The 14603-nt window shown below is 31.5% G+C and carries 12 protein-coding genes; 2 read left to right on the forward strand and 10 right to left on the reverse strand.

The annotated features are described in order from the left end of the window. The first annotated feature begins 116 nt into the window (after positions 1-116). A complete protein-coding gene (locus QPK10_RS00560) occupies positions 117-452 on the forward strand; it encodes a hypothetical protein (protein ID WP_368486108.1) in 336 nt (111 codons plus the stop codon). A 233-nt stretch (positions 453-685) separates the two neighbouring features. Here QPK10_RS00560 and QPK10_RS00565 read toward each other — a convergent pair whose 3' ends face one another. The 8 genes from QPK10_RS00565 to QPK10_RS00600 form a co-directional block, all read right to left on the reverse strand. After that, the gene (locus tag QPK10_RS00565; protein WP_368486109.1) at positions 686-1996 is read right to left on the reverse strand and encodes a hypothetical protein; all 1311 of its coding nucleotides are present in this window, start codon (positions 1994-1996) and stop codon (positions 686-688) included. A gap of 209 nt (positions 1997-2205) precedes the next feature. After that, the gene (locus QPK10_RS00570) at positions 2206-3813 is read right to left on the reverse strand and encodes an MATE family efflux transporter (protein WP_368486110.1); all 1608 of its coding nucleotides are present in this window, start codon (positions 3811-3813) and stop codon (positions 2206-2208) included. Positions 3814-3906: 93 nt separating this feature from the next. Then, on the reverse strand, positions 3907-4353 hold the full coding sequence (locus QPK10_RS00575) for a peroxiredoxin (RefSeq protein ID WP_368486111.1): 447 nt from the start codon (positions 4351-4353) through the stop codon (positions 3907-3909). A 42-nt stretch (positions 4354-4395) separates the two neighbouring features. Continuing rightward, positions 4396-4731 carry a hypothetical protein gene (locus tag QPK10_RS00580; RefSeq protein WP_368486112.1) on the reverse strand — a complete coding sequence of 112 codons (336 nt, stop codon included), beginning with the start codon at positions 4729-4731 and terminating at the stop codon, positions 4396-4398. Positions 4732-4974: 243 nt separating this feature from the next. Beyond that, complete coding sequence (locus tag QPK10_RS00585; protein ID WP_368486113.1) at positions 4975-5358, reverse strand: RidA family protein; 384 nt, start codon at positions 5356-5358, stop codon at positions 4975-4977. A gap of 51 nt (positions 5359-5409) precedes the next feature. Beyond that, positions 5410-6828: an NADP-dependent glyceraldehyde-3-phosphate dehydrogenase gene (locus tag QPK10_RS00590; RefSeq protein WP_368486114.1), complete on the reverse strand. Its 1419-nt coding sequence runs from the start codon at positions 6826-6828 to the stop codon at positions 5410-5412. Positions 6829-6941: 113 nt separating this feature from the next. Beyond that, positions 6942-8255 carry a methylenetetrahydrofolate--tRNA-(uracil(54)-C(5))-methyltransferase (FADH(2)-oxidizing) TrmFO gene (gene trmFO / locus QPK10_RS00595; RefSeq protein WP_368486115.1) on the reverse strand — a complete coding sequence of 438 codons (1314 nt, stop codon included), beginning with the start codon at positions 8253-8255 and terminating at the stop codon, positions 6942-6944. 1 nt (position 8256) lies between these two features. Next, positions 8257-10899 (reverse strand): valine--tRNA ligase, encoded by a 2643-nt coding sequence (locus tag QPK10_RS00600; RefSeq protein ID WP_368486116.1) that lies wholly within the window; start codon positions 10897-10899, stop codon positions 8257-8259. A gap of 483 nt (positions 10900-11382) precedes the next feature. Between QPK10_RS00600 and QPK10_RS00605 the strand changes: the two genes are divergently transcribed. Continuing rightward, entirely contained in the window at positions 11383-12360 is a 978-nt protein-coding gene (locus tag QPK10_RS00605; protein WP_047791274.1) for a hypothetical protein, read from the forward strand. 104 nt (positions 12361-12464) lie between these two features. Here the strand turns inward: QPK10_RS00605 and QPK10_RS00610 are convergent, their stop codons facing one another. Further along, positions 12465-13286, reverse strand: coding sequence for a lipoprotein (locus QPK10_RS00610; protein ID WP_047791273.1), 822 nt, complete (start codon positions 13284-13286; stop codon positions 12465-12467). Positions 13287-13462: 176 nt separating this feature from the next. Further along, on the reverse strand, positions 13463-14545 hold the full coding sequence (locus QPK10_RS00615; protein ID WP_368486117.1) for an AEC family transporter: 1083 nt from the start codon (positions 14543-14545) through the stop codon (positions 13463-13465). Positions 14546-14603: the final 58 nt, after the last annotated feature.

The raw sequence follows: 14603 nt of genomic DNA on the forward strand, positions 1-14603 counted from the left end.
ATATTACCTTATTTAACAAATAAAATCACTCGAAATTACGAACAATTAATTAATTTTTTGCTGGCATTTTAAAAATAATATGTTATCATATCTATAAGAAAAGAGGCATCAAACTAATGAAAAAATATTTTAAATTATTAATTAGTAAACTTAAAATATCATTTGGTTTGTTTGTGCCCAATATCTTTGGCGCAATCCGCACCTCAAATAGTGATAATGAATATGAACAAGCTTATATAATTAATACTGCAATTTGTACTCCCGAAGAAATTAACCAAGCAACAATTAAGGTTAAAACAGAAGAAGAACAACCAACGCTACCAGTTAGTCACCAAATTATTAAAAAACATCATAATTTAAGATTAACCCCACCACAACATAACCCCCTATTAGTAATTATTGGTTTTGTTGTCTGGTTTTTTAAAATAAAAAATGTGCAGATTCTAATCTAAGTCAAAACTGTAGCTTACTCAAGAATACAAAATACATACCCAAAAAATTAATACCTAATCAAAATACAAGCAAATTTAAATTAACAATTATAAACTTACAACAAATATAGTAATTTTTTCATATTTAAATTAAACCTTTCAAATCAAATAATAATATTATAAAAAGTCTAGTTCCTCTCATGCTAGGCTTTTTTTTAATTTAAAATAAAAAAATATTTTCTTACGAAAATATTTTAAAACCATGGTTTAAAAGTTTTAGTAATTCCAAATCATGAATTAATCTCATTCTGGACAACTGGTAAGTTAAAATATAGAATAACAACCACAATAATTGCTAAGACTAATAACACCGCAAAGACGATCATAAAGATTGCAAATTTAGATAGTTTTCGTTTTTCATGGGTGGTATCATTCTCAGCGGCTAAAGTAGCTGGCTGCTGGTCAGCATATAAGTTATTAGCATCATAACCAAAGTCCTGATCATTATTTAGGTTAAATTCATTATTGGCAGAGTCATTATAACTTGGTTCTGCAAAAGTACTGGCGTCATTACCAAATTCTGATCCGTAATTATCTAAATTATTATCTAAGTCCATCTCATTGGTATTCATCATTCCATCATTGATATTTTCCATTGCAAATTCATCATCAGTAAATTGACTATCAACCCCTAAATTTGGGTTAGGGGTATTTAAATTTGAGGATGCCATAATTTCTGGGTTCATAATTGCATAATGGTTATCGGTCCCTGGCGCTGGTGGTTGATTATTATTGCTATTATTTACATACTCACTGCTTGGTGGTGGATTAAGGGGCGGTGCAAGTGGTGGATTATATGGTGGTTGTTGATAAAATGATGGTTGGTTTAATGGCGGTGTAAAATATGGTTGGTAAGGATTATTCATCAAATAAGGATTATTAAAATTCATATAATTAGGAGTTTCTGGATAATATGAATAATTTTGTTGGTGATTACCAACTGGTGATAAAATGTATGGTTGGTAAACAATTGGTTGATAAATTGGCTTATTATGTTGAATATTATTTTGGCCAGTTAATCCTAATGAATTTAAAACAGGCGAATTACGATTATTCAATGGTCCTAATGGGCCTAACCCCATTTCTAATTCCGAGTTATTAACGGGATAGTAACCTACTTGCGCTCCCCCATAAAACATTGGATTTGGTGCACCCCCGATAGGATTCATCATGTGGGCAGCTGATAATTGATTATTCCGCGCCATTAATGCTTGGTTTTGTTGCCATAATTGATTAATTAAATTAGTATTATCCATATTGCCAGTTGGACTAGGATTATTTGGTTGTTGTTGATAATTAAGGTTATTTGTTGGTTGACTAAATGTCGAATTTAATCCCGCTTGGTTTAAATTTCTCCCTGGTCCAGGCTGGGGAAAATTATCTGGTGATTTGTTTGGAACAGCGGTTTGTTGAAAATTTTCATTAGGAAAAGGCTTTGGTCCATTATTATTAGTTCCCAAGTTTTGATTAATTGCTTGTTGAAATTGTTCTTTGCTGTTTGTCATTACTGTTTGCCCCTATCATATATTAACCTATACTCGATATACCCTGTTGTCTTTGTATTATTATTACTATATATATTATACTACAAAATTGATTTTTTTAATTTATAATCTTGCATTATTTTTTATTTAAGTATATACTATTATATTTTTATTTTTTTAAAAAAATATAATATAAATAAAAAAACCTTTTAAATCAAGGTTTTAAGACATTATTTAGAATCACTATGAATAATAATATTTTGTTCTTCATTTTCAACCGCGTTATCCTTGGCTTGTTGGACAAAATCATCAGGATGATCAATTAACTTAGCTTTATTTTTGCGCCATGTTGTATAAAGCATTGGCACTAAAATTAACGCACAAATTAAATCATTTAACCCCGTGAAAACAAAGTAATCAATATTATTTCCCGTCGCATTACTTACCCCAAAACCGATTAATGATAAGGGAACAATTACTAATAATGATCGGAGCATTGAAGAAATCATTGTTTGCACCGGACGACCAATTGATGAATACAAGGCCATTGCGGTATAAGTTGCCGCGGCAAACAAATATGTTGAGAAGTTTAAAACTGCATACCAGCGGTATTTACCAACTAATTCAGCGGGAAACTCATATAATTTCATCATTTGATCAGCAAACGCTAAAATAATGATAAAAACGATAAAGAACCAAATTAATTCTAACAATGCCACCCGAAAGATAATTTTCTCAATCCGTTGGTATTTTTTTGCCCCATAAGCATAGGCACAAATAGCGGTTGCTCCCTGGGACAATCCAATTCCCGCGGAAATAAAGATTACCATAAAGGGTGAAATTGAAGTATAGACTAATTGACAAATATAGATTCCTACACTAGTTGCTTGCACTCGTTGACCATTTAGCGTAAAGTAAACATCATCTTGACCGGGTAAATGAACAACTAAAATTGTCGAAATTAAAATTTGGATGGCATTGGCAAAGTTCATAAAAAACGCACCAACCCCAATTGGCATTGCCCTTTTAATAACGGCAAATGATAACTTCATATCTTTAAATCCAAATTTACAATATGAATTTTTAGAAAAGATAATAATGGCGGTTGAAAAACATATGTTAAAAGTTCATGCCATCATACTACCCATCATCACTCCGGACATTTGTAAGTGGCAAAGTTTAGCAAAAATAAACGAAAATAAGACGTTGACAGGAATTGATAAAACTTGCATTAATAAAACAATGAAAACTTTTCCTTCGGTACGTAAAAAGGTTGGCAGAGCAAATGATAAAAATAATAAGGGTGAACAAAAGATAAAAATCCGGGAATATTCCCAAGCTAAAGTTACATAGTGCTCTTGAATTGCGGATGATAAAGAACTATTCATCTGTACCCGGACTAATAAAGAATGAAAATTATCATTCATTAAGAAAAACACCACGGTACTGATAAAAATTGAGGTAATAATTTGTAAAACAATCATGTTACCCATAATTTTGCGCATCGCAGCAATATTTCGTTTTCCATATTCCATTGAAAAAACAATTGAACAACCAACCCCAAATAACATCGCGAACGAAAAAATTGTATAATAAGCAGTCATTGTATACCCTGTTGTTAAATTTACTAAATTATCAGCATTTTTAGCAGTGATGCCAAATCGGATCATAATATCATCCTGAGTAAAACTTTGGGCCATATTTTTATCAATAATGTTATATAGTCCCTGAATAACCATAATTAACACCATCGGTCCACAAAAATACCAAATTGCTTCCCAAGGTCTCGCATAGCGAAGCATCTGTTCACGTTTGGTTAATCCTAGTTTACTATCCATAATCTTCTCACCTCCTTTGAAAATATGTTAAACATTTAACAAAATAACCTTAAAATTATACCATACTTTTTATAACTTCATCGTTTTCAGCAATTATTTATCCAAAAATTTTAAAACATCTTCAAGATGCTCAACGGGTTTTACTTTTCGTCAAGCTTGGAGAATGTTGAAATCATTGTCAACAACAAAAGTACTTCTTTCAATTGCCATAAAAGTATTGTTAAACATCTTTTTTTGTTTCATAACATCAAAATGCTGACAAAGTTTTTCATCAATATCACATAGCATTGGAAACGCAACCGCATGGTCACATTTAAACTGATGTTGTTTTTTGGGATTATCCCGGGAAATACCAATCACATTATAACCTTTTTGCAAAAACTCTTGGTAATGTTTATTGTAGGCAATGGTTTCTAATGTACATCCCGGGGTTGCTGCTTTCGGGAAAAAATATAAGACATAGCCCTTCTCTTTTTGAAATTCTGTTAATAAATGTTGTTGATTATCCTCAAATAAAAATGGTGTTGTTTTTAAATCCATTGTCCTGACCTCCTTGTTAAAAAAATAAGAAATAACAATTTCTTATTTTTGACTACTAAAAATTTGAATTAAGTATTTTGTTACTTCCAGTTTGTTTTTTAATATGTTAAATGATAATTTTAAATCGAGAAAAATCAAGTAAAATGAAATTTCGCTCAGATCAAATTGGTATTCTAGTTTATTAATTTCTGCTTGAATTTTATCAATTTCTGCTTTAATATCCTCATAATCCTCTTGCGCAGCATATACTTTTAAACTAGCACGTTCTTGTAAATCACTCACATCTTGATCTAATGATTTAATTATTGCCATTAATTCATTTAATGATTGTTCAATCTTTTCTTCTTTTAATGACATTTTTTCATTCTTATGCTCCATATTAATCACCTACTTCTATGTCTTTAATATATCATAAATTAACAAAAGAAACTAAAAATTTCCAATTATTAGAAAAAATTATCTCCTAGTAACTGCTAAATTACCAATTATGATGTGCTTAGTATTACTAAATAATCCGTTCTTAAATTAAAAGAGTGGATAAAAAATATTATAAGGGAAAAGGATGATTTGTAAAGATAAATCATCCATTTAATAAAAAAATGGTTATTGTAATAACCATTTTTAACCGCAAAATGCCACGGCTTCAATTTCCACTAACGCATCTTTGGGCAATTTTCCAACCTGAACGGCAGCGCGCGCTGGTTTGTTCGTATTAAAAAATTGACCATAGACCTCGTTCATTTTCGCAAAATCATTCATATCTTTTAAGAAAATATTAACTTTAACAACATCTTCTAAGGTCGCATTCCCAGCGGCTAAGATTGCTTGAATGTTTAATAATGATTGTTTTGTTTGATCAGCAATATCATTACTAATAAATTCCATTGTTGAAGGAACTAATGGTAATTGCCCCGAAACATAAATAAAATCTCCGGCCTTAATTGCTTGGGAATATGGTCCAATTGCACTTGGTGCTTGATCAGTATTAATTACTTGGTGTGCCATTTTTTTCTTTCCTTTCTGTGGTCTTTATAAGGTTATTATACAACAAAAGGTTTAGTAATTAATTACTAAACCTTTAATTCTTGTCACTGAATTTAATGTTTCTCTAATTCCTTGGACCCCTTGGCCGGATTCTTTAATTCCTAAGAATGGGAAGGAATCAGGTCCGCGTTGGGATTTTCCGTTAATATTAACAGTTCCGGTTTCTAATTCATGGGCCAAATGAAAGGCTTTGTTAATATTTCTAGTAAAAATACTTGCTTGTAAACCAAAATTTGATTTATTAGCAATTTTAACCATTTCTTCTTCAGTTTTACAACGAATAATTGGTAATACTGGACCAAAGGGTTCTTCTCATGCTAAACGCATATCAGTTGTAACATGGTCAATTAAAGTGGCGGCCATTAAATTACAATCCCTTTTATTACCAACGATTAATTTTGCATTTTGTGCTAAAGCATCATCAATTAATCCTTGCACAAAATCAGCGGAATTTAAATCAATTAGTGGAATAATAGTATGATTATCTAATGGTGAACCCATTGTTAATTTTTCAACCTCTGGTTTTAATAGTCTTACTAACTCATCAGCTACGGTATCATCAACTAACACCCTCTTAATGGCTGTACAACGCTGCCCTGAGTAAGAAAAGGCCCCGCCAATAATTTCTTTAACTGTTTTATGTAAATCAGCATCCGCTAATACTAATGCAGGGTCTTTTCCTCCTAATTCTAAAACTAATTCCCGACCTTTAGCCATATTTTTAATATGGTTTCCAACTTCGACTGAACCTGTAAAAGAAATTAAATTAATTTCATGATGACTAACTAATAAATCACCAATATCACGACCTCTTCCCGTTACGACATTAAAAACACCACGGGGAAAATTAGCTTCCATTGCTAATTTTGCCATGTAGAGTCCAACTAAACTACCATTAGTTGCTGGTTTAAAAACAACTGTGTTTCCAACAACTAAACTTGGGGCAATTTTAGAGATACTTAAGTTAACAGGATAATTGTATGGTGAAATTGCTAAAATAACACCCCGTGGTACTCTCGTAAAGATTCCCATTTTGTTTTTAATATTTCACCCATCACCAGTTAAAGCTTCTGGTTGCATTCTTTTGGCTTCTTCAATCGTATATTCAATATACTCAACTGATCGTAAAACTTCAGTTTCACCATCTTTAAGATTTTTCCCAACTTCATAAGCCATAATTTTTGCTAACTCTGCTTTATGTTTAAGTAATAAGGCACTTCAGTCTTCTAAATATTTAATTCGTTCAAATAAGGTTAAATTTGCCCATTCACGTTGGTGTTGGCGAGCACTTTTAAAAGCTAAATCAATTTCTTTTGCTTTTAAAGCAGGCACCTTTCCGCATGGCTTTAAATCAATTGGTGAAATAATTTCTAATCATTCACCATTATTAATTAACTTTCCATCAATTAGAGCATCAAGTGTTCAATTCATAAATTTATCATCTCTTTTCTATATAATCTTATTCTATAACTTTTTTATTAAATTGCTAGCAGTTTTATTTGAAAACCACCTTGTTAGTGGTTAATATAATAAATGTTGATAAATTAAATGCCGTTTTCTTTAATAAAGTTTTCTAAGGCTGCTAGTGATCGCGAACCATAAGCTTGGTATTTTTCTAATTTTGAATTAAATTTTTGATCAGTAAAATCAGGAATAATTCCAAAATTAGCTTTCATTGGTTGAAAATTATCCGGACTCGCATTAATAATATAATTAATTAAAGACCCAATCATTGTTTCGGGGGGAAATTCCAGTAGTTCTTGCTGGTTAGCATAACGAAAAATATTAATGGCACTAGCCAAACCCATCGCAGCGGATTCAACATAGCCTTCCACCCCGGTAATTTGTCCCGCAAAGAAAAGATGAGGATTGGCTTTTAGTTGTAATGTTGGTTGTAATAATACTGGGGAATTAATAAAATTATTTTTATGCATAACTCCATAGCGAACAATCACCGCATTTTCTAAGCCTGGAATTAATTGGATAATTCTTTTTTGTTCGGGAAATTTTAAATTAGTTTGGAAACCTACAATATTATATAAACTATCAATGGCATTATCTTGGCGCAGTTGAACTACCGCATATGGCTTGGTTCCATTCGGCATTGCTAAGCCAACTGGTTTCATTGGACCAAATAGTAATGATTGGCGACTACGCTTCGCCATTACTTCAATTGGCATACAACCTTCAAAATAAATTTCTTTTTCAAAGTCATGTAATTGGACAACTTCAGCATTAACAAGTTCATTTACTCAGTTATCAAATTCCGCTTTTGTTAATGGACAATTAATATAATCCTTACCTTCACCCAAATCATAACGAGATTTATAGTATGCTTTCTTAAAATCAATACTATTTTTGGTAATAATTGGGGCGGCAGCATCAAAGAAGTAAAAATATTCTTTACCTAAGAAATCACGAAGTGCCGCTTGCAGGCTAGCAGTTGTGAGGGGACCAGTTGCAATTAAAGTAATTTCCTTGTCATTAATCTGGTTATATTCCTGGTCAATAATTTCAATGTTGGGATGATCAGCTAACACTTCTGTAATATATTTCGAAAACCCCTTACGGTCAACAGCTAAGGCACCCCCTGCTGGAACCCGGTTGGCATAGGCTGCTTTAATAACTAGCGAATCCAACATTGTCATTTCAGCTTTTAATAGCCCCACACCATTGGTGATATTATCACTTCGTAACGAGTTTGAACATACTAGTTCAGCAAAATAATCTAATTTTTGAACCGGATTTTTATTAATGCGTTTACTTTCATAAAGTTTAACCTTAACACCCCGGGTTGCTAACTGGTAGGCAGCTTCACACCCAGCTAAGCCAGCCCCAATAATATTTACCGTTGTCATTTTAAAGTTTTCCTTTGATTTGTTCATATTGGTTTAGATATTGTTGATATTTTTCTTGTTCGGCTTTAACCTTCTCAGGAGATGCCTTGGCTAAGAAATTTTGGTTATTTAAAATATTGCGACTGCGTTCTAGTTCTTGTTCCAATTTAGCTAATTCTTGCTTTAATTTTTCTTGTTCCACCGTACGGTCAATTAAACCAGCGGTAATAACTTCTAACGTGTAATGAGGTAATGGTAAGGAAATATAATCTCCCCCTGGCAGTTGATAAGTAACTTCTATAATTTCAGCGTTAACTAATTTTTTTAAATATTCATTAATTGCTGGTTGGTAAGTTTTCAAATGCTCATAATAATCTGCTTGGGGATTAATAATAATTTTGATTTCGTGGTCCCGACCAATATTGTGCTCATTGCGTAATTCACGAAGGGCAGGAATAATCATAATAACATCATTTAAAAAATTAACTGGATAAGTAAAGTTAACATCGGGATATGTTTCTAACATAATTGATGGTTGTAAATTTAGGTGTTGGTAAATCTCTTCACTCACAAATGGAATGAAAGGATGTAACATAATTAAAATTTGTTTTAAAACATAGTATAAAGTTTGGAAAGTAATTTCTTTAACTTCGTGCTGACTACTATTTAAATTAACTTTTGCAAGTTCAATATACCATGAGCAATATTTATTTCACACAAAATCATATAACTCTTTGCCAGCCAGTACAAACTCATAGTTATCCATATTTTCTTTAACCTGATGTAAAGTTTTTGTTAATTCACTAAGAATTCAACTATCAATATTATTTTCTTGGTGGTGAGCAATAATTTGGTCAATCTCATTGGCAAAAGCTGATCACGGCACAAAACCAGTTGGCAAGTTTAATAACACATAACGAGAAGCATTTCATAACTTATTAATAAAATTTCATGACGCGTTAATTTTTTCTTGCGAATAACGTAAGTCTTGACCCGGAGCACTATTGGTCATTAAGAAATGGCGGAGAGTATCAGCACCGTACTGTTCAATCACATCCATCGGATCAATCCCGTTCCCTAATGATTTACTCATTTTTCGTCCTTGTTCATCCCGAATTAACCCATGAATTAAAACATCATTAAATGGTTTTTGGTCAGTAAATTCTAATGCTTGAAACATCATTCGTGATACTCAAAAGAAAATAATATCATAACCCGTTACTAAGACATTAGTTGGAAAATAACGGTTAAATAATTTTTCATCCCAATTTCACCCAAGAGTCGTAAACGGTCATAAGGCAGAAGAAAACCAAGTATCTAAAACATCTTCATCTTGGGTTCAGTTCTCTAAGTCACTAGGCGGATTAACACCAACATAAATTTTTGTTTCATCATTTTTGTGGTACCATACTGGAATTTGATGACCTCATCATAACTGACGGGAAATACACCAATCTTGAATATTTTCCATTCAAGTTAACAAGGTACGATTAAAACGTTCCGGGAAAAAATTAACTCGTTCGGCACTATTTTGTAAATTAATAACCGCCCTTGCTAACGGTTGCATTTTAACAAATCATTGTTTTGATAAATATGGTTCAACAATTGTATCACTGCGTTCTGAAAAACCAACTTGGTGATGATGATTTTCAATTTTAACAACTAACCCTTGGGCAGTTAAATCAGTTACTAAGTTACTGCGCGCAGCAAAGCGATCCTGGCCTTGATACTTCCCTGCTAGTTCATTCATAGTACCATCTAAGTTCATACAAATTGGCATTGCTAGGTGATGGCGAAGGCCAATTTCATAGTCATTAGGGTCATGGGCAGGAGTACATTTCATAGCGCCAGTCCCAAAGTCCATTTCAACATAATCATCACAAATAACTGGAATTAATTCATTATTAGCTGGATTAATAACTTTTTTATTTCAATATTTTTTGTAACGTTCATCCTGGGGATTAACAATAACACATTGATCAGCAAACATTGTTTCGGGACGAGTTGTGGCAATGGTTAAATATTCAGTGGTACTGTTTTCTAAGAAGTATTTAAAGTAATACATCTTCCCTTCCACTTCTTTATAAATAACTTCAATATTAGAAAGCGCTGTTTGTTGATGGGGATCTCACGGAATAATGCGATAACCACGGTAAATTAAACCTTTATTATATAACTCCCTAAAAACTTTGCGGACTGCTAACGATAAATTATCGTTTAAGGTAAACTGTTCTTTTTGATAATCCAATGCTAATCCTAATTTTGCCCATTGACTACGAATAATATCTGCGTATTCTTCTTTTCATGCTCAAACTTGTTCAATAAATTTTTCACGCCCTAAATCATGGCGCAAAATATTATTAACTGTTCGTAATCGCTCTTCAACCTTGCTTTGCGTTGCAATTCCGGCGTGGTCCATTCCTGGTAAATATAAAGTATCATAACCATTTAATTTTTTATAACGAATAATTAAATCTTGTAATGTTGTATCCCAGGCGTGCCCTAAATGTAACTTCCCAGTTACATTTGGCGGGGGAATCACAATTGCAAATGGTGGTTTTGGTGAATTAACATCACTTGTAAAATAACCATTTGTTTTTCAAAATTCATACTTATCTTTTTCCACCATTTGGGGTTGGTATTTTTTATCAAATAATTCTTTCATGGTAAATCCTGCCCTTCTGTTGTAATAAAAACTCCTATTATATCAATCTATAATAGGAGCAATTAATTTAATTACGGTACCATCCTGATTTTAATAAATAATTAATATTATTTATTATCTTAATTAAGATATTTAATTTTATCTTATAAGCAACCTTCATTAATATAATATATTAATCTTGCACCACCTGATTAATTCTCTAAAATATTATTATTAACTACTCCTCTTATATTTATATCCTTTATTATAATTTAAAAAGTTAAAAATACAAGTTAATTACTTGAATTATTACTAAGTAGTTTTTATAGTTTTCAAATTTAATTTTATTTCATAAAATAACTCTTTAATAACAATAAAAAGTAATTTCAACTTTTTTAAAATTTCAATATTTTAGTATAAATCCCCAATTAAAAATATTTTTAAAAAATATTTTATAGTGTTATAATTTTTATATAGAAAATTATTATGGAGGAAAAATAAATAATGAAAAAATTATTATTTCTATTAGGAACACTAGTTATTAGTAGTATTTCAAGTAATATTGCCTTAACAAATAGCCAAATCTTAAACCAAAAAGTAACTAACATCTCAACAGAATTAAAAACAAAAGATTTTAATACTGATAATGTCTCATTATCAACGGGAGATGCTGAACAAAATTTACCACAATTTGTTGCAGTACTAAATGAAGCCTTTCAATATATAAAAGAAAACAATATTAAAAATTGAAATATTAAATTGTTAAATTGATATCAAACTAGTCCATATGAACAAGATCGAAATCACTTTATTCCCCAAGATCAATTGGATAATCTTCACAAAATTATGAGTACCGACTCCTTTGTTGCTAAGACATTAATAGGTCAGTGAAAACGAATCCCAGTTTCTGAAACAACTTTCCATTATATTTGGAATTCTTATTTAGTTTATACTAATAACCAACAGGAAGGAAAAACCAACTTAAATCCTTTTTCAGCAGAACTTCCTGTTCAAGAAACAAGAACATTTAATATAAAACTTACGATTGAGTATTCCGAACCAATTCACGAAATTATTGTTGATTCTTCATTAGTTGAAATTACTAGTGATGCAGCTTATGGTAAATTAACTGCAATGACAGATATTTATGATAAATGTTATGAAGCAATGCAATTATTAACAAACCCCAGAATTGCTATTATGGTAATTGGGTTCCTTGTTAATGGTGAAATTAGAGCAGCTGTGCCGTTGTCACAAAATGCTGTTCATACATTTAAAAATATATTAACTGATGATAATTTTAAATTATTAGATTTTGAATTTCATGCTGAAAATCATGGATCTGACAAATTTTATACCGTTAATATGATTTATTTAGATAATAATGTTGAAAAAAATATTCCGTTGTCACCATTTTTTACAATTCACGGTTTATTTCAAAAAGCTACAATCCTGTTGGAAACCGAATTAATAGGAGATTAATTAACAATTACATAAACAAGGATTTAGTCATATTTATAAAAAAAATTATTTTATAAATATGACTTTTAATATTTATATAAAGAATTAAAAAATGTCTAAGTTAATTAGACATTGGTTGTAATTTGCGCTAATTGCGCTGATTTATTATTCGCATTACCTGTTATTAATGTTGAAGTTGAAATTGAAGTCACTGTAATTTTAATGTTAAGATTAGCAGTACTTAAATCAACTGTGGCGGGAAACGTCGTTCCATCATCTAAAGTTATTGCGGTATGGTAGTCCGTATCTAATTTAGTTCCTGTTACAATCTTATCAATTAAATTTTGTACCACCATGTTAACTGCACTTGTTACATCAGCTTTGCTAACCTGACCGGGAGTTGCGACTGAACTTCCAGTCACGGTGATTGGTTGGGGAAAAGTAAGATTACTAATATTTTTTCGGAAATTTTGATCAGAGATTAGAACATCCCCATCAAATTTTGTCCCTGCTAAATAGCCTTGCATTTTTCGCGCTAATGCTAATTGTTCAGGACTAATAAAATCACCATGCTGGTCTTTATAAAACTCGCGAATTTGATCATCATTTGCTTTAGTAATTGTTAAATGAATAGTATCACCATTTTTTAAACTACTTGTTCCATCTCAACCTTTATAAGTAATTAAAAAAGCATTCCCAAATAAATCGAGGTTATCATTAACTTCCTTTTGATGAGCACTCTCCACCTTGGTTGCAAGAACTTTCACAACTGTTGTGTTAAGTTTTTCTTTACTATCAACATTTAATAACACCTGGCTAAAATCACTAGCTGTTAAACCACCTAAAACAGGAGGTTTTGGATTTTCGGGCTTATTACAAGCAACCACTGATGAAGCACCGGTTGCTGTTAAACCAACAGCTCCTAGAATTGCTAAAAGTTTTTTCATAGGTCTTCTCCTTTATTGTGGAATAGAAAGGGATTTTAATTGTACTGTTCGTTTTTTCATAATTTATGTCTTTCTTTCCAAGAATATTATATTAATTAGTTTCCAATAATGTCAACCATTTAAAATTCTTAATTTTAAACAAAAAAATGGTTATCAATTAATTAATAACCTATGTTTTAACTAAACAAACTAGTAGCGCCTAGGGCAGTTGTAATAATAATTCAAAATGGTAAAGCGATAATTGAAATTAGCGTTGATACTAAAGTAAGATTGCTTGTTAATAATGTTTCTTTATTAAAATTAATTGAGTAAGCAACAATTACTGAGGCTGGGGGCGCTGCTAACATTATAACAATAATAGTTAACCCCATTGTGGATGTTGTTCAAGCACCGGTTGCTTTACCAATTAAAGCAACCAAACAAGTTAGCCCTAAGCCAATGACTGGGGCAATTAAAGTTTTCATAATAGTTCCATATCAAACTTTGGGATCTTTTAAGATATGAGTAATTTTCCCTTTTGTTAAATTAATTCCAATTGCTAACCAGGCTAAAGGTGTACAAACTCCAGCTAATGTTTTAGTAACAGTAAAGAGCGGGGGAAAAGTATTATCTAATCGCAGGGGTGAATATTTTGCCGAACTATTCTTTATCTGGTCGGGAACAACATTAATTCCCGGAATTAACTGGGTTACTCAAAAAATAAAGCCAATAATTGTGGCAATTAAAATTGGATTGAAAAAGATTTTTTTATAATTTAACTTTAACATCTGCCCAACATACACAAATTTGTTGACTGCTTTAACAGGTTGGTCAGTAGAAATGTGCACTGGATGATTAACTTTTCCCATAATAATAAACCCTAAGGAATATAAAAAGATATGGTATGGAACATTAAAAATATTAGAAGCAATTTTGCTTTCACTACCAGGAAATAAAGCTGTTACAATTGGAATCCCAAAGAACGAAGTCGCCGCAAAGGTCATACTCATTCCCAAAGCATCTTGGACATCTTTATCATATTGGAGATAAAAATAACGGGCAATTACTAACATAATTAAATAAAATAAAAATCCCGTTAATAATACCGCACACTCTGTTTTAACTTGTTCAACACTCGTATCAGACATAAACCCGTCAAATACTAAACATGGTAACCCCAGGGTGACTAAAACTTTAATAAAAACAACATCCCAGGTTGGTTTAAACTTTTGTTTTTTGGTTAAAATTCACCCCAGAAAAATCACAAAAATAGTTGCCAAAATGGCACTTCAAAAACCCCATGCTTGGAGTGTCTCACCAATTGCACTACCAACTGAA

The sequence above is a fragment of the Spiroplasma sp. DGKH1 genome (assembly GCF_040940205.1).
Lineage (GTDB): Bacteria > Bacillota_I > Bacilli_A > Mycoplasmatales > Mycoplasmataceae > Spiroplasma.